Source organism: Roseateles asaccharophilus (genome assembly GCF_031458115.1).
Taxonomy (GTDB): Bacteria; Pseudomonadota; Gammaproteobacteria; order Burkholderiales; family Burkholderiaceae_C; genus Pelomonas; species Pelomonas asaccharophilus_A.
Map to the genome: position 1 here is coordinate 270,180 of NZ_JAVDXV010000009.1, position 24,813 is coordinate 294,992.

General features: G+C 68.9%; 26 protein-coding genes. 10 read left to right on the top strand and 16 right to left on the bottom strand.

What is annotated here, in order from left to right:
- Nucleotides 1–2: 2 nt before the first annotated feature.
- Both J2X21_RS22130 and glpK read right to left on the bottom strand, forming a co-directional pair.
- Nucleotides 3–275 carry a hypothetical protein gene (locus J2X21_RS22130; protein ID WP_310332246.1) on the bottom strand — a complete coding sequence of 91 codons (273 nt, stop codon included), beginning with the start codon at nt 273–275 and terminating at the stop codon, nt 3–5.
- Nucleotides 276–279: 4 nt separating this feature from the next.
- A complete protein-coding gene (gene glpK / locus J2X21_RS22135; RefSeq protein ID WP_310332247.1) occupies nt 280–1,737 on the bottom strand; it encodes a glycerol kinase GlpK in 1,458 nt (485 codons plus the stop codon).
- 170 nt (nt 1,738–1,907) lie between these two features.
- Between glpK and glpD the strand changes: the two genes are divergently transcribed.
- Complete coding sequence (glpD, locus tag J2X21_RS22140) at nt 1,908–3,359, top strand: glycerol-3-phosphate dehydrogenase (protein ID WP_310332249.1); 1,452 nt, start codon at nt 1,908–1,910, stop codon at nt 3,357–3,359.
- 23 nt (nt 3,360–3,382) lie between these two features.
- Nucleotides 3,383–4,345 carry a DMT family transporter gene (locus J2X21_RS22145; protein WP_310332251.1) on the top strand — a complete coding sequence of 321 codons (963 nt, stop codon included), beginning with the start codon at nt 3,383–3,385 and terminating at the stop codon, nt 4,343–4,345.
- On the opposite strand, the gene J2X21_RS22150 is transcribed toward J2X21_RS22145, so the two are convergent.
- The 4 genes from J2X21_RS22150 to J2X21_RS22165 form a co-directional block, all read right to left on the bottom strand.
- Nucleotides 4,342–7,236, bottom strand: coding sequence for a carbohydrate-binding protein (locus J2X21_RS22150; RefSeq protein WP_310332252.1), 2,895 nt, complete (start codon nt 7,234–7,236; stop codon nt 4,342–4,344). The two genes, J2X21_RS22145 and J2X21_RS22150, sit on opposite strands and share 4 nt — an antisense overlap.
- A gap of 245 nt (nt 7,237–7,481) precedes the next feature.
- Entirely contained in the window at nt 7,482–8,246 is a 765-nt protein-coding gene (locus tag J2X21_RS22155; protein ID WP_310332254.1) for a metallophosphoesterase, read from the bottom strand.
- Between the two features lie 118 nt (nt 8,247–8,364).
- On the bottom strand, nt 8,365–9,126 hold the full coding sequence (locus tag J2X21_RS22160; RefSeq protein WP_310332255.1) for a UPF0149 family protein: 762 nt from the start codon (nt 9,124–9,126) through the stop codon (nt 8,365–8,367).
- 20 nt (nt 9,127–9,146) lie between these two features.
- Nucleotides 9,147–10,001, bottom strand: a complete 855-nt coding sequence (locus J2X21_RS22165; protein ID WP_310332256.1) for a 23S rRNA (adenine(2030)-N(6))-methyltransferase RlmJ — start codon at nt 9,999–10,001, stop codon at nt 9,147–9,149.
- 89 nt (nt 10,002–10,090) lie between these two features.
- Between J2X21_RS22165 and J2X21_RS22170 the strand changes: the two genes are divergently transcribed.
- Nucleotides 10,091–10,675, top strand: coding sequence for a TetR/AcrR family transcriptional regulator (locus J2X21_RS22170; RefSeq protein WP_310332257.1), 585 nt, complete (start codon nt 10,091–10,093; stop codon nt 10,673–10,675).
- An 85-nt stretch (nt 10,676–10,760) separates the two neighbouring features.
- Nucleotides 10,761–11,510: an SDR family NAD(P)-dependent oxidoreductase gene (locus J2X21_RS22175; RefSeq protein ID WP_310332259.1), complete on the top strand. Its 750-nt coding sequence runs from the start codon at nt 10,761–10,763 to the stop codon at nt 11,508–11,510.
- Between the two features lie 4 nt (nt 11,511–11,514).
- On the opposite strand, the gene J2X21_RS22180 is transcribed toward J2X21_RS22175, so the two are convergent.
- Both J2X21_RS22180 and J2X21_RS22185 read right to left on the bottom strand, forming a co-directional pair.
- Entirely contained in the window at nt 11,515–12,813 is a 1,299-nt protein-coding gene (locus J2X21_RS22180) for a PQQ-dependent sugar dehydrogenase (protein WP_310332260.1), read from the bottom strand.
- Nucleotides 12,810–13,178: a hypothetical protein gene (locus J2X21_RS22185; RefSeq protein ID WP_310332261.1), complete on the bottom strand. Its 369-nt coding sequence runs from the start codon at nt 13,176–13,178 to the stop codon at nt 12,810–12,812. Before J2X21_RS22185 ends, J2X21_RS22180 begins: the two co-directional genes overlap by 4 nt.
- Nucleotides 13,179–13,315: 137 nt before the next feature.
- On the opposite strand from J2X21_RS22185, the gene J2X21_RS22190 reads away from it, so the two are divergent.
- Nucleotides 13,316–14,038, top strand: a complete 723-nt coding sequence (locus tag J2X21_RS22190) for a cytochrome c oxidase assembly protein (RefSeq protein ID WP_310332262.1) — start codon at nt 13,316–13,318, stop codon at nt 14,036–14,038.
- The gene (locus J2X21_RS22195; protein ID WP_310332263.1) at nt 14,035–14,697 is read left to right on the top strand and encodes a cytochrome b; all 663 of its coding nucleotides are present in this window, start codon (nt 14,035–14,037) and stop codon (nt 14,695–14,697) included. The genes J2X21_RS22190 and J2X21_RS22195 overlap by 4 nt, the downstream gene beginning before the upstream one ends.
- Here the strand turns inward: J2X21_RS22195 and J2X21_RS22200 are convergent.
- Entirely contained in the window at nt 14,621–15,253 is a 633-nt protein-coding gene (locus tag J2X21_RS22200; protein WP_310332265.1) for a c-type cytochrome, read from the bottom strand. The two genes, J2X21_RS22195 and J2X21_RS22200, sit on opposite strands and share 77 nt — an antisense overlap.
- Here J2X21_RS22200 and J2X21_RS22205 point away from each other — a divergent pair.
- From J2X21_RS22205 to J2X21_RS22220, 4 genes are all read left to right on the top strand, one after another.
- Nucleotides 15,252–15,632 (top strand): c-type cytochrome, encoded by a 381-nt coding sequence (locus J2X21_RS22205; RefSeq protein ID WP_310332266.1) that lies wholly within the window; start codon nt 15,252–15,254, stop codon nt 15,630–15,632. The two genes, J2X21_RS22200 and J2X21_RS22205, sit on opposite strands and share 2 nt — an antisense overlap.
- Nucleotides 15,601–16,572 (top strand): cytochrome c oxidase subunit II, encoded by a 972-nt coding sequence (gene coxB / locus J2X21_RS22210; protein ID WP_310332268.1) that lies wholly within the window; start codon nt 15,601–15,603, stop codon nt 16,570–16,572. Before J2X21_RS22205 ends, coxB begins: the two co-directional genes overlap by 32 nt.
- A 187-nt stretch (nt 16,573–16,759) precedes the next feature.
- Nucleotides 16,760–19,351 carry a cbb3-type cytochrome c oxidase subunit I gene (locus J2X21_RS22215; protein WP_310332270.1) on the top strand — a complete coding sequence of 864 codons (2,592 nt, stop codon included), beginning with the start codon at nt 16,760–16,762 and terminating at the stop codon, nt 19,349–19,351.
- Nucleotides 19,351–19,653, top strand: coding sequence for a hypothetical protein (locus J2X21_RS22220; protein ID WP_310332271.1), 303 nt, complete (start codon nt 19,351–19,353; stop codon nt 19,651–19,653). The genes J2X21_RS22215 and J2X21_RS22220 overlap by 1 nt, the downstream gene beginning before the upstream one ends.
- A 56-nt stretch (nt 19,654–19,709) precedes the next feature.
- Here the strand turns inward: J2X21_RS22220 and J2X21_RS22225 are convergent, their stop codons facing one another.
- The 7 genes from J2X21_RS22225 to J2X21_RS22255 all read right to left on the bottom strand — a co-directional run bounded on the left by J2X21_RS22225 (nt 19,710) and on the right by J2X21_RS22255 (nt 24,458).
- A complete protein-coding gene (locus tag J2X21_RS22225; RefSeq protein ID WP_310332272.1) occupies nt 19,710–20,192 on the bottom strand; it encodes an ASCH domain-containing protein in 483 nt (160 codons plus the stop codon).
- An 88-nt stretch (nt 20,193–20,280) separates the two neighbouring features.
- On the bottom strand, nt 20,281–20,790 hold the full coding sequence (locus J2X21_RS22230) for a YegJ family protein (protein WP_310332274.1): 510 nt from the start codon (nt 20,788–20,790) through the stop codon (nt 20,281–20,283).
- Between the two features lie 102 nt (nt 20,791–20,892).
- On the bottom strand, nt 20,893–21,192 hold the full coding sequence (locus tag J2X21_RS22235) for a hypothetical protein (RefSeq protein WP_310332275.1): 300 nt from the start codon (nt 21,190–21,192) through the stop codon (nt 20,893–20,895).
- 250 nt (nt 21,193–21,442) lie between these two features.
- Nucleotides 21,443–21,922: a GNAT family N-acetyltransferase gene (locus J2X21_RS22240; RefSeq protein WP_310332276.1), complete on the bottom strand. Its 480-nt coding sequence runs from the start codon at nt 21,920–21,922 to the stop codon at nt 21,443–21,445.
- Nucleotides 21,919–22,314, bottom strand: a complete 396-nt coding sequence (locus J2X21_RS22245) for a class I SAM-dependent methyltransferase (protein WP_310332277.1) — start codon at nt 22,312–22,314, stop codon at nt 21,919–21,921. The genes J2X21_RS22240 and J2X21_RS22245 overlap by 4 nt, the downstream gene beginning before the upstream one ends.
- Nucleotides 22,301–24,223, bottom strand: a complete 1,923-nt coding sequence (locus J2X21_RS22250) for an AAA family ATPase (RefSeq protein ID WP_310332278.1) — start codon at nt 24,221–24,223, stop codon at nt 22,301–22,303. The genes J2X21_RS22245 and J2X21_RS22250 overlap by 14 nt, the downstream gene beginning before the upstream one ends.
- Nucleotides 24,216–24,458, bottom strand: coding sequence for a hypothetical protein (locus J2X21_RS22255; protein ID WP_310332280.1), 243 nt, complete (start codon nt 24,456–24,458; stop codon nt 24,216–24,218). The genes J2X21_RS22250 and J2X21_RS22255 overlap by 8 nt, the downstream gene beginning before the upstream one ends.
- Nucleotides 24,459–24,813 lie beyond the last annotated feature (355 nt).

Here is a 24,813-nt window from a genome sequence, read left to right on the forward strand (position 1 = left end):
GCTCAAGCCAGGCCCGCGAACAACGCGGCCACCAGGCAACCCACCGCAAGAATGCCCCAGACCCAGACCATGGCGTCGGGGTTGCCCACTTGGCGACGCACAGACTTCCGGCGCTCCCGCTGCTCCGTCAGCGGCACCCCGTCCAGCGACTGGTCCAGGATCTTCGCTTCGACGACCTCGTACGGCGCATCGCGCGAGCCGCCCCGCAAGCGGTAGGCATCCACGGCCAGGCCGGCAAAGCCGGCCCCTGCGATCAACAACCACCACGCAGTCACGCGCTCACTCCGCCAGCACTTGCCGCACGGCCTTGTCCCACTGCGCCAGCCGCGCCCCCGCCTCGTCGCGCGACATGCGTGGCTCGAAGGCGCGGTCCAGCTGCCAGATGCCACTCACTTCTTCGGGCGACGCATAGACGCCTGAACCTATGCCCGCCAGCAGCGCGGCCCCCAGCGCCGTCGTTTCGATGACCTGAGGCCGCAGCACCGGGATGCCCAGCAGGTCGGCCTGGAACTGCATCAACAGGTCGTTGGCCGACGCGCCGCCGTCCACGCGCAACTCGGTCAGCGCGGCGCCATCGTTGCGCATGGCCTGCAGCAGCTCGGCGCTCTGGAACGCGATGCTTTCCACTGCTGCACGCGCGATGTGGCCGCGATGGCTGCCGCGCGTGAGGCCCACGATGGCGCCCCGCGCGTCGGCCCGCCAGTGCGGCGCACCCAGGCCGGCAAAGGCCGGAACCAGCGTCACGCCGCCGCTGTCGGGCACGCTCTCGGCCAGCGCCTGGATCTCGCTGCTGGAGCGGATCAGCCCCAGCCCGTCGCGCAGCCACTGCACGACGGCGCCGCCGACGAACACGCTGCCCTCCAGCGCGTACTGCGCCGCTGGGCCCACCTGCGCCGCCCGCGTGGTGACCAGGCCGTGGGCCGACGCGCGCGCCTGGGCGCCGGTGTGCATCAGCAGAAAGCAGCCGGTGCCATAGGTGTTCTTGGCCTGGCCCGGCTGCAGCGCCGCCTGGCCGAACAGCGCGGCCTGCTGGTCGCCCGCGATGCCGGCGATGGGCATGCCGAACTCCTGCGCCTGGCCGAAGACACCGGCCGACGGCCGCACCTCCGGCAGCAGCGCGCGCGGGATGCCGAACAGGCCCAGCAGCTCGTCGCTCCAGTCGCCACGGTGGATGTCGAACAGCAGCGTGCGCGACGCGTTGCTGGCGTCGGTCGCGTGCACCTTGCCGTCGGTCAGCTTCCACAGCAGCCACGTATCCACGGTGCCGAAGGCCAGCTCGCCGCGCTCGGCGCGCTCGCGGGCGCCTGCGACGTTGTCTAGCAGCCAGCGCAGCTTGGTGGCTGAGAAGTACGGGTCCAGCACCAGGCCGGTCAGCGCGCGCACGCGCGGCTCCACGCCCTGTGCCTTCAGCTGCTCGCAGAAGTCGGCCGTGCGGCGGTCCTGCCAGACCAGCGCCTTGTGCAGCGGTTCACCGGTCTTGCGATCCCACAGCACGGTGGTCTCGCGCTGGTTGGTGATGCCGATGGCCGCGGGCTTCACGCCGGCCTTGGCCAGCGCCTCGCGCGCGCACTCAACCTGGCCGGCCCAGATCTCGGCGGCGTCGTGCTCCACCCAGCCCGGCTGCGGGAAATGCTGCGTCAGCTCGCGCTGGGCCGAAGCCAGCACGCGGCCGTCGCGGCTGAACACCACGGCCCGCGAACTCGAAGTCCCCTGGTCCAGTGCAAGCAATGCATCCATGTCAGTGATCCATCCATCGTATGCGGGCCGAGCGCCGGGCCGCTCCCAAGCCGGCCCGCGCTGGCGATGCGCTCGTGGCTCAATGCCGCGAGCATCGCCACCCCCTCGGCGGGCCGACCAGACTCGCTGGCGTTCAGCGACGCAAGGCTGGGCGGGGCTAGAGTAGCCTCATGGGCGATTTTGACGTCGTGGTGGTGGGCGGTGGCATCAATGGCGCGGGGCTGGCCCGTGACCTGGCCGGCCGCGGCTGGCGCATCCTGCTTGCCGAGGCGCAAGACCTGGCCCAGCACACGTCGTCCAGCTCCACCAAGCTGATCCACGGCGGGCTGCGCTACCTGGAGACCTACGAGTTCTCGCTGGTGCGAAAGGCGCTGCAGGAACGCGAGCTGCTGTTGAGGAGCGCGCCTCATCTCATCCAGCCGCTGCGCTTCGTGCTGCCGCATGCGCCGCACCTGCGCCCGGCCTGGATGATCCGCATGGGCCTGTTTCTGTACGACCACCTGGCACGCCGCGAGCTGCTGCCGGGCTCGCACGGGCTCAATCTCGCCGGCAGCGTCTACGGCGAGCCGCTGCGGCCCGAGTTCACGCGCGGCTTTGTCTATTCGGACGGCTGGGTGGACGACGCGCGGCTGGTGGTGGCCAACGCACAGGACGCCAAGACACACGGTGCCGAGGTGCTGACGCGCTGCGCCGTCACGCGTGCCGAGCGCCGTGCGGAGCACTGGCAGGTCACGCTGCAAAGCGGCCGCAACCTGCGCAGCCGCGCGCTGGTCAACGCGGCCGGGCCGTGGGCTGAAGCCTTCCTGCGCGGCCAGGGCCTGCCGGCACGCGGACTGCGGCTGGTGAAGGGCAGCCACATCGTCGTGGATCAGCGCTTCACGCACGACCACGCCTACATCTTCCAGAACCCCGATGGCCGCATCATCTTCGCCATCCCCTACCAGGGCCGCTTCACGTTGATAGGCACGACGGACGTGGAGCTGCCCGACGATGCCGAGCCGCCCGCGCAGGCGCGGATAGCGGCCGACGAGATCGCCTATCTGTGCGAGCAGGCCAGCCGTTATCTGGCCCGGCCCGTGACGCCGGCCGACGTGCTGTGGACCTATGCCGGCGTGCGGCCGCTGCTGGACGAAGGCGGCTCGGCCTCGTCCGTCACGCGCGACTACCTGCTGGAGACGAACTGCAGTGCCGCGCCGCTGCTGAACGTCTGGGGCGGCAAGCTGACCACCTACCGCAAGCTGGCAGAAGACGGCGCCACGCAGCTGGGCCAGCTGTTGGGCGAAGCACGCCGGCCCTGGACCGAGCGCGCGCGGCTGCCCGGTGGCGACCTCGGCGCGCATGGCGTGGACATCGCCGGCTTCGCGGCGGCGCTGCAGGCCCGCCATGCGGACCGGCCCGCCGCGCTGGTGGCCCGCCTGGCGCGGGCCTACGGCAGCGCCGCTGCCGAGGTGCTGGCCGCATCGCCGGGCGCGGAGGTCGCGCCGGGCTTGTTCGAAAGCGAACTGCGCCACCTGGTGGATCACGAGTGGGCGCGCAGCGCGGAGGATGTGCTGTGGCGGCGCAGCAAGCTGGGCCTGCACTACAGCCCGGCCCAGCGCGAGGCCGTCGCCGCCTGGTTTTAGGGTCTGCGGCATGATGCCGCCCCATGTTGTCCGGTGTGTTGTTCGCCCTCGCGGCGGGATTGATGTGGGGGCTGGTGTTCGTCGCGCCGGTCATGTTGCCGAACTGTCCGCCGGCGCTGCTGACGACGGGCCGCTACCTGGCCTTCGGCCTCATCGCGCTGCCGCTGGCGCTGATGGACCGCCGCGCGCTGCGCGAGCTGACCCCCGCCGACTGGTGGGAGGCCGCCAAGCTCAGCGCGATCGGCAACTTCCTGTACTACCTGACGCTGTCGGCCGCCATCCAGCGCGCCGGCGCGCCGCTGCCCACGATGATCATCGGCACGCTGCCGGTGGTCATCGCCGTCTGCGCCAACCACCGCAATCGCATGCGCGACGGGCACCTGCCCTGGGCAAAGCTGGCACCGTCGCTGGCGCTGATCGCCGCGGGCCTGGCGCTGGTCAACCGCGATGAGCTGGCCCATCTGCAGGCCGGCAACGGCGACCTGCGCCGCTATGCCGAAGGCGCGCTGCTGGCCATCGCGGCGGTGGCCTGCTGGACCTGGTATCCGATACGCAACGCCGACTGGCTGCGCGCGCATGCGGACCGCAGCCCGCGCGCCTGGGCCACGGCGCAGGGCCTGGTCACCGGGCCCATGGCGCTGGTGGGGCTGCTGGCCGTGGGCGCCGTCCACCTGGCCGCGCCGGGCACGCTGGTGCCCTCGGGCTATGCCTTCCCGCTGGGTGCGCAGCCGCTGGCCTTCGTGGGCCTGATGCTGGCCATCGGCCTGCTGTCTTCGTGGCTGGGCACCCTGTGCTGGAACGAGGCCAGCCAGCGGCTGCCAACCTCGCTGTCGGGCCAGCTGATCGTCTTCGAGACGCTGGCCGCGCTGGCCTATGCCTTCGCATGGAACCAGCGCATGCCGCCGCCGGCGACCATCGCCGGCGTGCTGCTGCTGATCGCCGGCGTGATGTGGGCGCTAAGGATCAAGCCCGTCAAACAGGTCTAGAAGCCGCTGTTGCCCGGCCCGCGCGTCACGGTCATGCCCCCCGTGTTGCTGATGCCGCCCTGCGCCGCACCGCTGACCGTCACGTTCTGCACCGTGATGCTGCCGCCGGACTTGATCTGGATGCCGTAGGTGCCGGCGCCGCTGATCGTCACGCCGTCGAACAGCGCGTTCTGCACCTGGCTGGGCCCGCTGATATAGAGGCCCGAGTAGGTGCTGTCCTGGATGAGCAGGTCCTTCACGATGACCGGCGCGGTGATGGCGGACGTGTCGGCGAACAGGAACAGCGCGCCGAACTGATCGTTCCAGTTGGGCTCGAAGCCGCCGGTACGCAGCAGCGTGTTGCCGGTGATGCGCGTCGTGCCGCTGAACGGCACCGGGCTGAAGCGCGAGCTGACCGTGATGCCGGACGACCCCACCACCGTGTCCTGGATGACGTTGTACTCGGCGCGGTTGCCGTTGCCACCGTAGATGCCGATGCCGTTGGCCAGCACGGGCGACTGCACGGTGTTGCGCACATAGGCCGAGTTCGTCACCGCCGCACCGCGCGAGTACATGGCAAGCGCGTCGTCGCCGGTGTTGCGCAGCACGCTCTGGTCCATCACCGTGTTCTGCACATTGGCGTGGAAGTTCACGCCGTCGGCGAAGGTGTTGCGGATGCGCAGGCCCGTGGCGTACAGGCCGTTGGTGCCGGAGTCGGGCCAGAAGCCCACCTTGGTGTGCTCGAACCACAGGTTCTGCAGCATGGAGCCGGTGCCGAAGTTGCCCTCCAGCGGCGCATCGGTCAGCACCGTCTCGTCGGGGTCGCGCATCGTGACCTTGCCCAGCAGCAGCAGGTCGGCCATCTTCAGGTTGCTGCCGGTGGCGTAGAAGCCGCCGCGGCCGTTGTCGCCGAGCTCCACCGTCGAATGCCAGGGGCCGGCGCCGCGGATGGTGACGCCCGCCACGTTGATGCGCGTGCCCAGCTTGAACGTGCCGGCCGGCACCCACACCACGCCACCCGTGGGCTGCGCGGCGGCAATGGCCTGCTGGAAGGCGTTGGTCGCATCGCCGCCGCCCGACACCGCGCCATAGCTGGTGACGGAGAACGCACCGGCCGGCATCGCGTAGGCGGCAGGCACCACCTCGGTCTCGATGAGGTCGATGTCGTAGTAGCTGGCCGTGTTGCCGCTGTCCTTCTGCAGCTTGAAGACGGTGCCCGCGGGGTAGCTGCTGGCCAGCTTCACGCGCACCTCGTCGTAGAAGTGGCGCGGCGTGCCATCACTGGGAACGCCGCGGAACGGGTAGGCGCCGTAGAGCCAGGCGTAGGTGGACGTGAGGTTGAGGTCCTGCACCTTGCTGCCGTTGGCGTAGAGCGCCAGCGTGGCCGATTGCCCGCCGCCGCCGGCCGAGTCGGGGATGGAGTAGCGCAGCACCAGCGAATTGGTGGGCTGTGTCAGCGTGAAGCTGACCTGGTGGCCGGTGTTGGCGAGCCGCACGAGGCTGCGGCCGCTGGATTCGGACTGCACGGTGAACGGCGTGCGGCTGGCGGCCAGCACCGTGGCGTTGGTGGACGCCGACTCGGCCTCATACGCCGTCGTGCGCACGGTGGCGCCACGCGCGGCCTGGGCCAGCTCACCGGGCACGCCGAGGCTGTCGATGCCCACATCCGCGCCGGTGGACGCCGCCTGCAGCGTGACCGTGTTGTGGCCCGTGCGCAGCGTCAGCGGCAGGCTCACGGTGGTCCAGCCCGAGTTGGCCGGCAGGCTCACGGTGCCCACGCGGGCGGCGTTGACGTGCACGTCCAGCACGCGCGCGCCGCCGCTGCTGTTGCGGTAGCGCAGGCTGGTGGTGGCGCTGCCGTCGGCGGCCATGAACACATTGCGGATGGCGCGCGCGCCGTTGTTGGAGAAGCCGGCCACATAGCCGCTGCCGTCGAAGCCGGTGATGGACGTCGCCACGCTGGCGCCGCCGGACAGGAACCAGGTCTCGGCCTCGGCCGGCGTCACGTTGGGGTTGCCCGTGCCGCCGCCGGTGACGGCCGTCACTTCGAGTGCGTCGAGGTTCACGTTGCCGCTGTCGGCCGCCGTGAAGCGGTAGGCCAGCGTGCGCGCGCCGGGCGCAAGGCTGACGGTGGTGGTCTGCGTGGCCCAGGTGTCCCAGTTGGCCGTGGCCGGCAGCGAGACCTGGCCGCTTGATACGCCGTCGATGAACAGCGTCAGCGTCTTGGCCGAGCCCGTGCCGTTGGCATACCGCAGCGCGAGCTGATGGTTGCCTGCGGTCGCGGCCGTCGCGCTGAAGGCCACCTGTGCGTTGCCCTTGTTGCCATCGGTGAAGCCGCCGACAAAGCCGCTGCCCTGGTAGCCGGTGTGGTCGGTCGCCACCGTCGCACCGCCGCTGAGCGCGGCGTTCTCGGCCTGCAGGCCGGGCGCTGCGGCGACGGCATCCACGTCCAGCGCATCGAGGTTCACGTTGCCGCTGTCGGCCGCGGTGAAGCGGTAGGCCACCGTGTGACTGCCGGCGGTCAGCGCGACGGTGGTGGTGTGCACCAGCCAGTCGTTCCACGACGCGGTGGCGGGCAGGCTGACCTGGCCTCTGGACACGCCGTCCACATACAGCGTCAGCGTCTTGGCCGAGCCGGTGCCGTTGGCGTAGCGCAGCTTCAGCGTGTGGTTGCCGGCCGCCGCCGCGCTGACCGTGAAGCTGGTCTGCGCATTGCCCTTGTTGCCGTCCACATAGCCGCCGACGAAGCCGCTGCCGGTGTAGCCGGTGTGGTTGCCGGCCGTCACGGCGCCTCCGCTCAATGCGGCACTCTCGGCCTGGAAGGTGGCCGCCTGCGCGGCCGTGGCCAGCATCAGGAAGGAGAAAGGCAGGCAGGAAAGAAGGCGGCTCACCGCCGGTGTCGTCAGGTGCATCGGTTGTCTCCGTAGTGGTCTTCACGAGACCCGTCTTGCGCGGGTCGAAAACCACTCTAGGAGCGCCGACCGCACTCGCGGCGATGCCCTGGCGCGGCGCAAGGCCGCAACCTTCAAAGCTTCAGAACCGCTTCAGGGCGGCTTCGCATTCGCCACAGGGCGCTGACCGCCTCTCATGGGTACTGGGCCGGCATCGGCGCGGCTGGTAACGCGACCCGGGGAGATTCCCCGATGCGCGCGCCGACTCAGCGGGCGAACACGTCGAACACGCGCTGCCCGTCGAAGCCATCGGCCTCGCCGCGCTTGCTGTGCCCGCGCGCATTGGCGACGACTCGGGTCTCGCCCACGCGGTAATCGTGGCGGCAATGCAGGTGGCCGTGCACCCACAGCTGCGCATGCGGCAGCAGGTCGTCGTCGTTGTTGCAGAAGCTGGCCGTGCCGGGCTGGCGGCCGTAGCGCGGGTCGGCGCTCTTCAGGCTGGGTGCGAAGTGCGTGACGCAGACGGTGGCGTCCCAGTCGCCCGTGCGCTGCAGCTCCTCGGCCAGCCACGCGCGCTGCTCCAGACCCAGCTTGCGCACGGCATCCACGCCGAAGGTCTCGCCAAAGCGCGTGGCCTGCATGACGTTTTGGAAGTAGCCGCCGGCGCGCATCGCGCGCTCGCGGCCTGCCGCGCCAAACGCGTCGAAGTCGCACCAGCGCGTGCTGCCAACAAAGCGCACACGCCGGCCCTGCGCATCGGGCAGCACGACGGACTCGTCGTCCAGCATGCGCATGCCCAGCGCCGTCACATGCGCGCGCAAGGCCTCGCGCGCGTCGTCCACGTCACGGCGGTCGAACTCGTGGTTGCCGGGCACGAACAGCAGGGGCACCGGCCAGCCGCGGAACAGCTCGAAGCTGCGCCACGTCGTGTCGATGTCGCCGGCCAGGATCAGCAGCTCGGCGCCCGGGGCGGGCACCGGCTGGTAGGACTCCGTCTCCAGGTGAAGATCGGACAGCAGTTGCAGCTTCATGATGACCAGTCGGCCCGCGCGCAGCGCCGGGCCTCATCCAGCGGCTGCCGTGGAACCGGCTTTGCCGGGCCACTGGCAGCGCCCCATCGGGGGGCCGGCGAAGCCGGTACGGGGGGGCTCAATTACTGCCGTGGCAGGTCTTGTACTTGCGTCCCGAGCCACAAGGGCACGGATCGTTGCGCCCCACCTTGGGCGTGTCGCGCCGGATGGTGTCCACGCGGTAGCGCTCTTCCTCGGTCAGGTCGGCCAGGTCGGCCACCGTGACGACCAGCTCCTCGATGGCGTCGTCCAGGTCCTTCAGCGGATGCTCGCGGTTCAGCGTGGCGACGACTTCCTTCTCCTCCGGCGTCTCGGCCGGCAGGTGACGGTACAGGCGCGCCATCGCGGCCGAGATGTCGTCGTTGGGCAGCTCGGCCAGTTCGGGAAAGCACAGCGCCGCATGCTGGAAGCCGGCCACCCAAGGCATCAACGCACGCGAGATGGGGCCCAGCGCGTCATAGCTGTCGCGCGCGGCACGCTCGTCTTCGGAAGCGTCCTCGGGCAGCGGCTCGGGCTCCTGCTCCTCGTCGACGTCCAGGATGACGGGGTCGAACCAGCCGTTTTCCACCAGGCCCTTGTTCAGCGCGGCATGGCGGCGCTGGACCAGCTCGGTGATGCGGTCCAGCCAGGTGGCATCCACCGACTCGGGCAGCAGGCCGCCGTCGTAGTCGAAGATGTTGGGCAGCCATTCGTCCACGTCGATGAGGCGGGGCTGCACGATGACGCCGCACAGGTAGCCGTCCAGCATGGAGGCGTCCAGCGGCTGCAGCGGCGCGGGCGTGGCGGCCAGGAGTTCGTCGAGTTCGGCGAACTCGGAATCGGTCAGGTCTTGGGTGCTCATGGCTCGATTGTCCTTCGGGCTCAAACGGCTTTTTGTTCCAGCACGAAGTTCGCACCGTCGTACTGCCCCAGCCGCTCCACCAGCAGCGGCAAACACTCGGCCAGTTCGTCGTGCAGCGTGAACGGCGGGTTCACGACCAGCATGCCGCTGCCCATCATGCCGAAACCGCGCTCGTCGGCCTGGGTCACGGTGAGCCGCGCATGCAGCCAGCCCTTCTTGGCCATGCTGTCGGCGCTGGCCTTCAGGCGCGGCAGCATCTGGGTGGACTCCAGCAACTGCAGCTGCGGATACCAGATCATGACGACCGTGTCGGGCGCACGCTCCAGCGCCTCGCGCAGCGCCGCCAGCACCTTGGCGTAGTCGGTCTTGATCTCGTAAGACGGGTCCATCAGCAGCGCCGCACGTCGCGTGGGCGACGGCAGTTCGCCCTTGATGGCGCTGAAGCCGTCACGGTCGCTGACCTGGGTGTTGGGGCGGCTCTCCAGGTAGCTGCTGAGGATGCGGTGGTCGGTCGAATGCAACTCATAGACGCGCAACCGGTCGGTCTCGCGCAGCAGGAAGTTGGCGATGGCCGGTGAGCCCGGGTACTGGCGCAGCTGGCCGTCGGGATTGAAGGCATGCACCAGGCTCATGTAATCGGCCAGCGGCGCGGGCAGGTCCTTGCGGTCGTAGAGCTTGGCGATGCCTTCGCCGTACTCGCCCTTCTTCTGCGCGTAGCGGCCCTCTACCGAGTAGCCGCCGGCGCCGGCATGGGTGTCGATCAGCGTGTAGGGCTTGTCCTTTTCGCCCATGTAGCGCAGCACGCGGGTCAGCACCAGGTGCTTGAGGACATCGGCATGGTTGCCGGCATGGAAGGCGTGGCGATAGGCGAGCATGCGTGATTGTCGCCGCCAGCATCGCGCCGACCACACCACATGCACCTCGACACTTGACCGATCGGTCAATTTGCGAATAACATGCCGCCATGCCCCGCGAACGCCATTTCTCCGAGCCCGAGGTCGTCGACCGGTTGACCGACGTCTTCAGCACCCACGGCTATGCCAGCACCAGCCTGGCCTTGCTGCAGGAGGCGACCGGCCTGGGCAAGCAGAGCCTCTACAACACCTTCGGCGACAAGCAGGCCATGTACCTGCAGGCCATCGACTGTGCGGTGCAGCGCTCGGCCGGCATGGCCGCAGCGATGGCGGCAGCGCCCCACGGACGTGGCGCGCTGGACGCCTTCTTCGCCGCCATGGCCGACACCTGCGCCAGCGCTGATCCGGCCCGGCACAACTGCATCGTCACCAGCGGCCTGCTGGAGGGCGTGCAGGAAGCCGCTTTGACCGCTGCGCTGACGGCTCGCTGGCACGCCACCCATGAATTGCTGCGCGCCGCGGTGGAGCGCGGCCAGCGCGACGGCTCCATTGCCAGCCAGGCGCCCACCGCAGATCTGGCCGAGCTGTTGATGGCCTTGATCAGCGGCCTGCGCGTGGCCGCCCGCGCCGGGCGCAGCCGCGTGCAGATGGAACGCCTGGTGGCGCTGTCACTGGCCGCGCTGGATCACCCCTGACACCACAACCCCTCACTTCCCCTCCCGGCCGCCGACGCGGCCTTTTTCACCCACGTTTTTGACCAATCGGTCCAAGGAGTACTTCATGACCCATCCCCTGCAAGGCAAGATCGCCCTCGTCACCGGCGCGTCGCGCGGCATTGGCGCGGCCATCGCGCGGCGGCTGGCCGCCGACGGCGCCGAGCTGGTGCTGCACTACGGCGCCGGCCGCAACGAGGCCCAGGCGCTCGCCGCCGCGCTGCGCGACACCGGCACCACCGTGCACCTGCTGCAGGCGGACCTGGCCGCCGCGGACGGCGGGCAGCAACTGGTGGCGGGCCTCGCGGCGCTGAAGCTGCCGCGCATCGACATCCTGGTCAACAACGCCGGCATCGCGGTGTTCGCCGGGCTGGCCGACACCCGCGCCGACGACTTCGAGCGCCTGGTCAACGTCAACATGCGCAGCCTGTTCTTCATCGCGCAGGGCGTGGTGCCACTGATGCCGGCGGGCGGGCGCGTCATCAACATCGGCACCGCCGCCACCCGCATCGCCTTCCCGGGCATCACCGCGTACTCGGGCAGCAAGGGCTTCGTCGACGCGCTGACGCTGCAGCTGGCCGCCGAGCTGGGCCCTAAGGGCATCACGGCCAACGTGGTGGCGCCCGGCGCCATCGAAACGCGCATGAGCGGCTGGATCAACGAGCCGGGTGGCAAGGAGACGCTGGCGCAGGTGCAGGCGCTGCCGGGCGTGGGCCAGCCCGAGCATGTCGCTGGCGTGGTCAGCTTCCTGGCCGGGCCCGACGGCGCCTGGACCACCGGCCAGGTCATCGATGCCAGCGGCGGCACCAAGCTCTGACGACCTACCGCGTGGCCGGCACTGCCCGCCAGACGGTGTTGGACAGGTCGTCGGCGACGATGACAGCCCCCTTCGGGTCCAGCGTCACGCCCACCGGCCGGCCCATGGTCTTGCCATCCGCCTGGAAGCCGGCGACGAAGTCCACCGGCGGGCCGCTGGGCTTGCCACCGCTGAAGGGCACGAAGATGACCTTGTAGCCCACGGGCTGCTTGCGGTTCCAGCTGCCGTGCAGGCCGATGAAGGCGCCCTCGGCGAACGGCGCGGGCAGGCCCTGCGAGAAGGCCAGGCCCAGCGGCGCGGTGTGGGACTGCAGCGCGTAGTCGGGCTTGATCGTCGCTTGCACCTTCTTGTCGTCGCCGGGCTTGATGCGCGGGTCGACATTGGGGCCCCAGTAGGCATAGGGCCAGCCATAGAAACCGCCTTCGCGCACGGAGGTGAGGTAGTCGGGCACGAGATCGGGGCCGAGTTCGTCGCGCTCGTTCACCACGGCGAACAGCTGCTGGCTGCCGGGCTCGAAGGCCAGCGCGGTGGGGTTGCGCAGGCCGGTGGCGAAGGGGCGCACGGCGCCGGTGGCGGCATCGACCTGCCAGACCAGCGCACGGTTCTCCTCGATGGCCATGCCGCGCTCGCCGATGTTGCTGTTGGAGCCTATGCCCACATACAGGAGCTTGCCGGCGGCATCGACCGTGAGCGCCTTGGTCCAGTGGTGGTTGACGGCCGACGGCAGCAGCGCGACCGTCGCCGGCGCCGCGGCGGCGCGGGTCTCGCCGTCGGTGTAGTCAAAGCGTACCAGCGCGTCCTGGTTGGCCACATACAGCTTGCCGTTCGCGAAGGCCAGGCCATAGGGCGCGTTGAGGTTGTCGGCGTAGACCCAGCGGCCCTCATAAATGCCGTCGCCATCGGCATCGCGCAGCAGCGTGAGGCGGTTGCCGCCCTTCACGGGCGTGGTGCCCTTGGCCTTGATGAGGCCGGAGATGAAGTCCTTGGGCGTCAGCTTGGGCGCGCCGCCGCCCTTGCCTTCGGCGACGAGGATGTCGCCGTTGGGCAGCACCAGCGTCTGGCGCGGGATCTGCAGATCGGTGGCGATGGCCTTGATGGTCCAGCCGGCCGGCACGGTGGGCTGGCGGCCGTCCCAGCCGGTGGGCTGGGCGATGCCCATGTCGGGCAGCAGGCCGCGCTGCGGCGCGGGCAGCGACGGGTTGGCGCCGTGCTGGCCGGGATCGGCGGGCGTTTGCGCGCCGACGACCGCGACGCCCAGCGCCGCGGCGGCGGCCGCCGTGACGACGAACAGCGCGGCCCTCATGCCGGCCTCCGCCGCCAGCCTGCCAGGCCCATGCCACCGGCCACGGCGGCCAGCACCAGCACCACGGCGGACAGCGCGAGGCCGGTGGGCATCGTGGCCCAGGCATCCCGCGCATGGATCAGCGCATTGACGAAGCCCAGCACAAAGGTGGCCAGCAGCAGCAGCAGGTAGACGACGTTGGCGCGGCGGCGCAGCACGTCCACCAGCGCCCACGCCAGCGCAAGGCCGGCGAGCACCAGCGCGCCGGCGATCAGCCAGGACGCGAAATTGATCCATTGCGGCTGGAAGCTGGCGCTGTAGGCCCAGTCGCTGAGCAGTGCGCCAAGGAACAGCGGCAGCGCGGAGATGGCGATGACGGCATGCATGCGCTGCACCCGGCAATCGTGATGCCCGGCTTGGGTGCTGCGGAGCGATTGCGCGCTGTAAAACTTGCTGCAAAACCCTGCATCAATTCCCATCCGCGCAGCAGAAAGGGCGGGCAAGCCGCGTGCCATGCCGGGGCATGGACGACGCGCGACGCTGGATTCCCTATTGCGGCGAGGCTCCGGGCCCCAGCGAGTGGCTGGGCCGTTGGAACCTCGACCCCGTGCTGCTCGCCGCGTTGGCGCTGCTGGCGCTGGCACTGTGGTGGCCGGGCGCAAAGCCGCGCGTGGCGCTGCGCTGGGCCTGGGCGCTGGCGGTGCTGCTTTATGTGTCGCCGCTGTGCGCGCTCAGCTCGGCCTTCTTCACGGTGCGCGTGGCGCATCACATGGCACTGGTGCTGGCCATCGCGCCGCTGGCCGCATTTGGCCTGGCACCGCGCCGTGTGCCGTTGTGGACGAGCACGGCCGTTGCCACCGCCGTGTTCTGGCTGTGGCATGTGCCCGCGCCGTATGCGGCAGCCCTGTCCTCGAACGCGATCTACGCGTTGATGCAGCTGTCGCTGCTCGCCAGCGCGACGGTCTTCTGGATGGCCGTGCGGCGCGCCGCGCCGGCCGCGGCGATGGGCGCCATCCTCGTGACGATGGTGCTGATGGGCTTGCTCGGCGCGCTGATCCTGTTTGCCGCGCAGCCGCTGTACGAGCCGCACATCGCCTCGACGCTGGCCTGGGGCGTGTCGCCGCTGGAGGACCAGCAGTTGGCCGGCCTGCTGATGTGGGCGCCGGGCAGCCTGGCCTACCTGGCCGCGGCCCTCGCCATCGGCTGGCGCTGGCTGCAGGCCGAACGCGGATTGAAGGCTGCATGAACCTCGTCCAGGCCATCGAGTGGGCCGAAGGCCACCACCGGCGCGGGCTGTACTCGCCCATCGGCGTGGCCTTCCACTGGGTGATGGCGGCGCTGATGATCTTCCAGCTGGGTTATGGCTGGTGGTTGGGCCGGCTGCCGGTGGGCGGCGACAAGCTGCTGGGCTACCAGACGCATGCCGAGGTCGGCCTGACCCTCATGGTGCTGGGCTCGCTGCGCTTCCTGTGGCGCAGCCAGATCGGCACGCCGGAGAACGTGGACGAGGACTCGCTCTCCGGCAAGGCCAGCCACGCGGTGGAGGTGTGGTTCTATTTCAGCTTCTTCGCGCTGCCCATCAGCGGCTGGGTCATGTGGTCCACGCTGCCGGGCGACCTGCCGCTGTCCATCGCCGGCGTCATCCCGGTCCCCAACCTGCCGTTCCACCAGCTGTCCGAGCAGCTGCAGTTCACGCTGATGCAGGGTGCGGCGACAGCGCATCTGTGGATCGTCTGGATCACCGCGCTGTCCATCCCCGGTCATGCGGGCGCGGCGGTGCTGCACTACGTGTTCAAGCGCGACCGCGTGCTGCCGTCCATGCTGGATCTCAACGGGCCGGACCAGCCGGGCGTGGTGGGATCTGCGACAGATAGCGGCTCAGCTCGTGAACCTCGTCGGCACTGAGCGCCTGCGCCACCTTCAACATCTCATGCTCGCCATCATTGCGCCGCTTCGCCACCTGCCAGTCCTGCAGCTGCTGGGCCAGGTAGAGAGCGGGTTGGCCGGCCAGCGGCGGGCCCAGCGGCGTGCCGCTGGCATCGGCGCCGTGGCATTGCTGGCAGGCGCGTGTGTACAGCGCGTTGGCGGCCGGCGGAGCGGTGGTGTCGCCGGCTGGAACCGCCAACGCCGCGTAGTGGTTCGCCACGCGGACGCGCTCGTGGCTGTCCAGGAAGCGCGCCACGTCACGCATCACGTCGTGGGGTCGCAGGCCCAGCGCGTAGTCCTCCATCTGCTTTTGCAGATAGCCCGCCGGCAGACCGGCCAGGCGCGGAGCGTCGAAGCCGTTGCCCTCGCCGCGCGCGCCATGGCAGCTCACGCAGGCATAGCGCGCCCCGCCCTCGCCGCCGCTCATCGCGATCAGCTCGCCGCTGCGGCCCCAGCGGTCATCGCTGGGCGCCATGCGGTCGGTGCAGGCCGTGAGCGTGAGCAGCAGAAGGCAGAAGAGAGGCAGGTGGCGCATGGCAACTGACCTCATGGCAAGGCGCGCGCCAGCCCTGTGCTTCATCGTCCTGCTCACCGCCTGCGACGGCCCGCCCGACCGCACGCCCACGCTGGCCGACGCCGACGCGCGCCGCGGCCGCCAGCTGGTCACCGACAAGGGCTGCGTGGCCTGCCATGCCTTCCCCGACGTGAAGTGGCCGCGAGGCGGCCTGGGGCCGTCGCTGGAGCAATTCGGCAAACAAGGCTTGATCGCCGGCCGCCTGCCCAACCAGCCTGGCGTGCTGATGCAATTCGTGCGCAACGCGCCCGCCCAGATTCCCGGCACCGCGATGCCGGGCATTCCCATGACCGACCAGGAAGCCCGCGATGTCAGCGCCTACCTCCTCCAGCTTCGCTGAGGCTTTCAAGGGCTGGCCGCCGCCGGTGCTGGACCCGGCGGGCCCGTTCTCCAACTCGGTCACCACACTGGCCTGGGTGTTGATGGCGGGCGCCGTGGCGATCTTCCTGCTCGTCTGCGTGGCGATGTGGGTAGCGCTTTACGGCAGCGACGCGTTGCGCGCGAAGCTGGGCGGCGAACGCGTCGTGAAGTGGTTCGGCCTGGTCATTCCGGCCGGCGTGTTGCTGCTGCTTCTCGTGTGGGGGCTGACGCTGGTGCGAGGCCTCACCACCATCCAGGGCGACGAGCTGCGCATGCGCGTGTCGGGCAACCTGTACTGGTGGCGCGTGAGCTACCTCGACGCGGCCGGCCGCGAGCTGCATGCGGATGCCAACGAGCTGCACATCCCGGTGGGCCGGCCGGTCGTCGTGGACATGGTGTCGGAGGACGTCATCCACAGCTTCTGGGTGCCCAAGCTGGGCGGCAAGATGGACATGATCCCGGGCCGCACCAACCGGCTCAAGCTGCAGGCCGACAAGCCCGGCAGCTACGGCGGCCAATGCGCCGAGTTCTGCGGCGGCGCGCACTCGCTGATGGGCTTTGTCGTCGTCGCGCACGAGGCGGCGGACTGGCAGCGCTGGATGGACGCGCGGCTCAAGCCCGCACCCGCCGGGCTCAGCGTCGAGGCGCTGCGCGGCAGGCAGTTGTTCAACGAGGTGGGCTGCGCGGCCTGCCACCGAGTGGCCGGCACCGACGCGCAAGGCATCGCGGGGCCGGATCTGACGCACGTGGGCTCGCGGCTGTCGCTGGGCGCCGGCATCCTGCCCAACACGCGCGCGACGCTGATCGGCTGGATCGCCGACAGCCAGTCCATCAAGCCCAACAACCGCATGCCGGCTTACCGCTCGCTGAAGGCCGACGAGCTGAATGCGCTGGCGAGCTACATGGAGTCGTTGAAATGATGCCCCTCGCCCAGCCCCGCACCGCTGGACGCGGGCGTGTCCGGTCGGTCCCCCGAGGGGACGGCGATGCCCGCGGCATTGAGCCGCGAGCACATCGCCACGACGGGCCGGCTTGGGAGCGGCCCGGCGCTCGGCCCGCGGGCGCCATGCCCTCTGGCTGCGGCGAAGCTCAGCAAGGAGCGCGAGCGTGACGCAGCCCGCCGCTCCCGGCGTGCATGGCGCCGTGCAGAACGCCGAACCGTCGGAGACCGGCTTCGACACGAAGCTCTACGCCCGCTTCCCCACGCAAGGCGGCCGCCCGGCCGGCGAGCTGGAGGCGCTGGAGAAGGTCTGGGAAACACCCAAAGGCTGGCGCGCGTTCAGTGCCGTCAACAACAACTTCATCGGCTTCCTGTTCATCGTCACGGCCTTCGGCTTCTTCGTCGCGGCGGGCATCCTGTCGCTCGTTATGCGTGTGCAGCTCGCCGCGCCCATGGCCGGCGTCGTGCCGCAGGAGACCTACAACCAGCTGTTCACGATGCACGGCTCGGTGATGATGTTCCTGTTCGCCGTGCCGGCCATCGAGGCCGTCGCCGTGCTGCTGCTGCCGCAAATCATCGCGGCGCGCGACCTGCCCTTCCCGCGCCTGTCGGCCTACTCGTACTGGGCCTACGCCATCGGCGGCACGGTCTTCTTCAGCTCCATCTTCTTCAGCCTCGCGCCGTCCGACGGCTGGTTCATGTACCCGCCGCTCAGCTCGGGCGTGTACTCCAAGGGCATCAACGCCGACTTCTGGCTGCTGGGCATAGGCTTCATCGAGATCAGCGCGATCGCCGGCGCCATCGAGCTCGTCGTCGGGGTGCTGCGCACGCGCGCACCCGGTATGACGCTGGCGAAGATGCCCGTCTACGCCTGGGCCATCCTGATCTTCGGCGTGATGATCCTGCTGGCCTTCCCGGCCATGATCATGGTGACCTTCCTGCTGGAGCTGGAACGCGCCTTCAACTGGCCGCTGTTCGACGCCACGCGCGGCGGCGACCCGCTGCTGTACCAGCACCTGTTCTGGTTCTTCGGCCACCCGGACGTCTACATCATCTTCATCCCCGCGTCGGCCATGGTGTCCACGATGGTCGTCACCGTCGCGCAGAAGAAGCTCGTCGGCCACGAGCTGGTGGTGCTCGCGATGATCGCCACCGGCTTCATCAGCTTCGGCGTGTGGGCGCACCACATGTTCACCGTGGGCCTGCCGGGGCTGTCGGCGGGCTACTTCTCGGCGGCGTCGATGGCGGTGGCCATTCCGGCCGGCGCGCAGGTGTTCGCGTGGATCTGCACGCTGGCCGCCGGCAAGGTGCAGCGCAACGTGCCGTCGCTGTTCCTCGTCGGCGGCATCCTGATCTTCGTGATGGGCGGGCTGACCGGCGTGATGGTGGGCATGGTGGCCTTCGACGGCCAGGCGCACGACACCTACTTCGTCGTCGCGCACTTCCACTACGTGCTCATCGGCGGCATGGTGTTCCCGCTGCTGGCCGGCTTCTACTACTGGACGCCGATGATCAACGGCCGCCAGCTGTCCGAGCGGCTGGGCCGCTGGGTGTTCTGGCTGTGCTTCACCGGCGTGCACGTGTGCTTCCTGCCCATGCACCTGAGCGGCCTGATGGGCATGCCGCGTCGCGTGGACACCTACCTGCCCGACCGCGCCTGGGACATGCCCAACCTGATCTCCACCGTGGGCGCCTTCGTGATGGCGGCGGGCGTAGCGCTGTTCCTTGTCGATGCGTTGCGGTGCTACCTGCGCTGGGGCAGCGGCGGCAATGCAATGAACGTGTTCCACGGCGGCACGCTGGAGTGGCTGTCGACCGGCAACTACGGCGTGCGCTCCATCCCGGTCGTGCACGACCTGGAGCCGCTGTGGGCCGACCCGCAACTCGCCACCGACGTGGAAGCCGGCCGCTACTTCCTGCCCGGCACCGCCACCGGCCAGCGCGAGACGCTGATCACCAGCCCCACGCGCGCCGAGCCGCAGTACGTGCAGATCATGCCGGGGCCGTCCTGGTGGCCGCTGCTGTCCGCCGTGTTCACGGCCGGCGCCTTCTTGCTGCTGACCGTGCAGGCGCTGACACTGAGCGCCGTGTGCGCGGTGCTGACCGTGGTGTGCCTGATGCGCTGGGTGTGGTTCAACGACCGGCACGTCGAGCAGAAGACCGTCGATGCCGGAGCCGGCATCCAGCTGCCCACCTACGTCGCCGGCCCGCAGGCCCACGGCTGGTGGGCCGCGGTGCTGCTGTGCATCACGCTGGGCATGATCTTCCTGATGGCCATGTTCGGCTACCTGTACCTGCACGGTGCGCATCCTGAATGGTGGCGCGTGGCGGCGCCGCGCGGCACGCTGGTCCCGGGTCTTGCGCTGCTGGTTGCCGCTGCGGGCTGTGCCTATGCCGCCCGGCCGATGATGGCCAAGTGGAAACGCGGCAGCGGCGCCAGCGCGGCGCTGATGACCGCCAGCGCGCTGTGTCTCACCGCCGCGCTGGCGCTGGACCTGCGCGACTGGTGGCAGGCCGGCCTGCGCGGCGATGCCAGCGGCCAGGGCGCGGCGGTGTTCGCAATGCTGGCCTGGCACGGCAGCGTCGTCGTCGCGGTGGGGCTGTCGGCCCTCTACTACGCGCTGCGCTGGATGCGCGGCCTGGCGCCCGGCCCGGCCAACAAGACGCTGGAGGCGCTGCGCATCCTGTTCATCTTTGCGGCGATGGAAGGCACGGCCGGCCTGCTGCTGCCGCGCGTGCTGCCATGGGGTGGTGGGTGATGAAACCCCCGTCCCCCTGGCCACCGTTGCTGACGGCCTTGACGATCTGGTTTGCGCACTTCATGGTGTGCTGGGCGGCGAGCGAGCTGGTGTGGCCGCAGCAGCGGATGGCGAATGTCGTTGCTTGGGTCGCAACCGCGATCGCGTTGCTAGCGCTGGGCGTGCATGCGCTGAGGCTGCGCGGCCTGCGCGCGGTGGGCTCGTTGCCGGGCTTGCACTACCGTTGTTCGCAGGGTGCTGCGGCGTTGGCGACGGTGGCGGTGGCGTTCAGCGCGCTGCCGGCACTCCTGCTGATGTCCTGAGCCATGCCAGACCGGGCCCTGGCCGGACGCTGTTCTCTCTCCGGCTTGCTGATTGGCTATGCCTCAATGGGCCGAGGTTGATAGACGACTCTGAATTGCTCACAAGCGAGCAACATGCCTTCGTCGAAGTGCCGGCCCGCCTTGACGCACTCCATTTCGAAATACCGCCTGTGCTCCTGGCGCCAGAAGGCAAGCGACCCGTCGCCTTCACCCTCGACTGCCGCAAACTCGGCGGTGACTTCGTTGAAAGGCACGACTTCAACGACTTGCGTCTCAATGACGCAAAGCGGTTGACCCGCCCAGCCCGTGACGATGCTGAGATCGCCCGCCCTCGGGGCGCGTATTCCTTGATCCTGGTAAGACGCCAACGACCCTGCTGTAGCTCGCTTGATGCCACGCAGCACCAGATCGGCAAGTTCGTCGGCGAGTTGCTGGCTGTCTCCGAAGACACAGACGTCGTAGTAGCGGCTGTCATCGTCCGTGCCCGTGGCAAGGCGGAACTCGCTCCAGAACGCTTGAAGGTGCGGAGGGACGGGCATGGGGGGCTTTGCAGACCAACGTTATACGTGAGCGGCTGACGTAGACACACGCAATGGACTCACGCCAGCCCGACGGAATAGCTATGCGTCACTGCAACCAGTCGCAATCCAGCTTGAAGCGCTTTTTCATCGCCTGTGCGTCTTGCTTCGACTCCTTCGTGAGCAACGCGCACAGCGTGAAGTTGCCAACCATCTTGCGTTGGACCTTGTCGATGTAGGTCCAGTCCACAACACGCGAGCGAGGAAACCGGTACCTCTGACCGAACTTCACGGTATTGACCATCCTGGGCTCGTTTCCGATCTCGCCCTCGAACGCACCATCCTTCTCAGTGAAGTTGTTCACCCAGAAGTACTCCGTGTCCTTGCCTTGGCTTATGGCCACTTTAAGAGCGAAGGACGTGTGATCAGCGGAAGGGACCTTGGCCTTCTGAAGAAATTCATCCAAGGTCGCCGCCGCCTTATCAAAGGCCTTCTGCATGGCTGGTTCCTGGTCACGCATAAAGACGAGTTCATCGTCTTTGGCCGCGCGCTCGACGGCGGACTGCGAGTGCGCGGCTGCGCAGACAGCAGTAAGCGCTATGAGGCAAATGTTTCGCATGCTGGCAGTGGGTGTGGTGAAGACTAACGTTTGAATTCAGCGGACCAGCCAGCGCAGCTGGCGCAGGTCCGCTGCAATGAATGGCTAGACCTTGCCTGAGGGTCAGAAGCCATTGGCATATCGATCCAATGCCGAATAGATCCAGTTTTCCATGTCGCCCTCGGACTCAGTCTCATAAGACTCAAGCGGATCGTCCCAATCTCCATTCCTAATCACAAAGCCGCGAAACACATGGATGTAGAAGCCCACATCGATGATTGGGCCATCCGAGTAGACATGAGCAAGCTGAAGAATGTCTTCTGTCTTTTCAGCCTGCTTCAGCCAGTCCACTTTATTGGCAAATCCATACGGATCGAATTCAACATGCCACTGATTGATCGCGGCAGGCAAGCGGTGATTCATCTGCGAGGTCTAACGTGTTTTCGGGAGACAGTCAGCGCCGCTTATGCAGTCGCCCTGCGCCCCTCGATTGATCGTCGACAAGCATTTGATTCATCAACACTTTCTCCGAAAGTTGCCGGGCTAAACGGTCATTAAATTCTCGACAAAAGCGGCACGCGCTTACAGCTTTCCAGCGAGGACGCTGATGATGCCAGCACGGTCACCGCAAGAGACGTTTCGAACGGGCCTGGCTGTTTGAGCTGACCGGGCGTCACAGCGCCTTCCGATACACCCCCAGCGGCTGCCCGGCGTGCATCACTCGCTCCAGCAACTCCCACCCCTGCCGCTGCAGCAGCGATTCGGACGTGCTCGTGCCGCAGTACAGAAACGCATGGCCGCGCCGCCGCGCTTCGTCCACCAGGCCTTGCAGCAACAACGCACCGATGCCGCCACGCCGCTGGCCGGGCTCCACCAGCCCAGCGGCCGCCCAGGGCGTGAGGTGAGCATGGCTGGCGATGGACTGGGCCTTCAGCGCCGCGATGCCGCAGACCACCCCGTCTCGCAGCGCCACCAGTGCGAATGGCAAGCCATTGCCCGAACCCGCAAAAGCCCGCAGGTCATGTGCGGCATCACCCTCGCCGCCGGGGCCGTAGTAGTCGGGCCATTCCTGCTCGAACCAGCGCCGCAGCAGGGGCAAGGCGTCGGGGTGTGCCGACAGCGGCGCTATCCGCACCGGGTTTGCCACCGTCATGCCGCACCTCCGGGCGCGTCGTACTCGACGAACACCCGGCCACCCGGCGCGAGCCAGCGCTCGGCCAGTTCCCGCGCCCGCTCCGGTTCGTCTTGGAACAACCGCACGCGCATCGCGAACACCTTGTCGAACCTGGCACGGCCCAACTCGGCGGCCTCCATCCCGGCATGGACGAAGAGCGCCCGCCCATCGTCGACAAAAGCGGCATTGCGCTTGGCTGCCGCCGCGATCATCTTGGCGGAGCGGTCCAGGGCCACATAGCTCCCGGTCGTCAACGCCGCGCACACCAGCCCCGCCGCCACGCCGTGGCCACAGCCGATTTCCAGCACCCGATCGGTGGGCTGGATGTTCATCGCGGCGACGAAGCGTTCAATGCGGTCAGACGGCTTCAAGGCACTCCTTGGCAACGCGAGCGGCGAGTGTCGCTTCCTGCCGGAAGGCCGCCAACCGCTCGTCGTAAGGGTCAAGCTCGTCCTCCGACCGGCCCAGCGCCAGGCCAGTGACGGCGGCGAAGCGCGCGGGCGTGATCTGGCCGTGGGCCAGAAGTTCGTCCACCACCGCCAGCAAGGCGTCGCGGTGCGTGTCGAGCAGATGCGTCGCTCGCTCGTGCTCGGCCCGCAGCAAGGCCTCGATGGGGGCGTTGCTCGCCTCCACGTCGGTGCAGAAGTTGTCCTCGCTGTTGGTGGTCACGTCGCAGCGGCTCACGCGCTCGCCGTGGCCCAGGTGCCGCAGCATGCGGGCCGCGGATTCCGTGGCCTTGCGCAGATCGCTCTCGGCGCCGCTGGAGCTCATGCCGGGCCCGAACACCAGCCGCTCGGCGGCGCGGCCGGCGAGGCTGGTGCAGATGGAGTCCAGCAGGTTCTGGCGCGACCAGACCTTGCGCGAGGTGTAGGCGTTGTAGCCGCCCTCGAAGCTGGCGACATGGATCTTGATCTCGGTGGGCGCACGGCAGAACAGCAGCGCGTGCACCAGCCCGTGGCCGGCCTCGTGCACGGCCAGCAGCGCGCGGAAGTCGGCGTTGTTGCGCTGGCGCAGGCGGCTGATCTCGAACGGCGCGGCGATGGCCTGAGATTGCTCGCGCCAATGCGCCGTCAGGCTGCGGCCGTCGGCCGTGAGGCGCACCGTATCGCCATGCACCGCGCCATGCTCCAGCGCCCACAGCGCGGCCTTGGCCAGGCCGGCACCGAGGATGGCATGCAGCGACGAGAACAGCGGCCGCGTGCCCTGGGCCGGAAACACGGCGTTGGCGTAGATCTGCTCCCGCAGGCTGGCGGCCAGCTCGAAGCGCAGGCCGCAGCGCGCCTCGGTCTCGCCGGCGTAGCGCTCGCAGCCCTGCGCGATCAACTGCTCATAGGCGCGGCGCGACAGCGACGGGTAGACGATGTGCTCGTTGCCCAGTCTCGCCACCTGCTCGGGCTTGAAGCGCTTGTTCAGCGCCTGCTTCACGTCGATGACGCTCAGCTTGCCCGTCAGCGCGTGGAAGGTGTCGGCGTCGCTGTCGCAGTCATCCACGCTGGTGGCGAGGTCCTCGTACATCTCGTCGAGGTTGCCGCAGACGAAGACGAGCAGGCGGCTGTAGTCGGTGTCCCAGCGTTGCTGGCCGCTTTCGCGGAACTCGCGCAGGCGCTGCTGGATCTGCTCGGGCGTCCAGGCCATGATCTCCAGCAGCGGCTCGTCGAGCTTGAGGTTGCGCTGCAGCTCGCGGGCCTCCCAGCTGCGCAGCTTGAACTGGCGCTTGACCTCGTCAGCATCGGCGCGTTCGGCATCGAAGGCGGCCTCGGCGATGGACGATTCGATGTCGCCCAGCAGCGAGAGCGCCGGCGGCAAGCGGCCATCGGACAGCAGCCCCCAGACGTCCTGGTAGCGCTCGACGCGCAGCTCGCCCCGCTTCTGGTCGATGGTGCGAAAGCGCTGGAACTCGTCCAGCGCCAGGATGCCCGGCTCGCCCTCGCGCACACCGCTCTGCGCCAGCATGCCGGAGATACTCTGCGCGCCGCGCCAGCCCGCGCCGTTGGAGAAGCCGTCCATCTGCACTTCCACGAAGCGGTCGTAGAAGCCCAGCAGCTGCGCCAGGCGGCGCACCAGTTGCGTCTTGCCGGTGCCGGTCAGACCCCACAGGCAGACGATGACGGGCCGCGTCACCAGCTCGGGCATCAGCACCCAGGCACGCACCGAGTCGATGACCCGGTCGATGATGGCGTCGATGCCGAACAGCTCGGTCTTGAGCTGGGCGGCGATCTGTTGCAGCTGCTGGTTCTTCAGCGCCAGCTGCGCGCGCAGTTCGTCGTGGGAATCACTCATCCCAATCCTTTCTTCGCAGCAGCGCCTGTAGCGCCACGCGGTCGGCGCGGCGCTGGGCACCGCGGCTTTGGATGTGTTGGCCGGCGCCGCGCAGGCCACGTGCGCTGAGCGCGCGGGCCACGGGGTCGCGTGCGCCGGGGCTCGTTTCGAGCACCAGCGTCATCGGCTGTTTCATGCGGCGCAAGGCCTTGACCCGGCCTTCTTGCAAGGCACGGGAACGGAGTTGGTCACTCATTCGGTTTCCGAAAAGCAAAAGCCCCGGCTCAAAGGGCAGCGGGGCTTTGCTTTCGCCGCGCGGTCTGAGGCCGTATCTGGGAACAGACACGGTTCAGCCGGGGCTCGGGAACCGTGTTCAGTCGATGGTCGAGATGAACAGGGAGGACATGGCAGGGATCTCCAATTGCGGGCGCTGTCGTGGGCGCCTTCAGCAAGGGCGCGAATGATGGGCACCCGTGCCGCAAAGCGCAAGCACCGCATGCGTGCTTCGTTGCGGCTCGCCAACGCCGCGTTAGCACATCCCGCAGCAACCGCACGCTGCGCAGGGATGCCCATCAGGGCTTAGCCTGCGCGCCATCCTTCGTTCCCCTTGC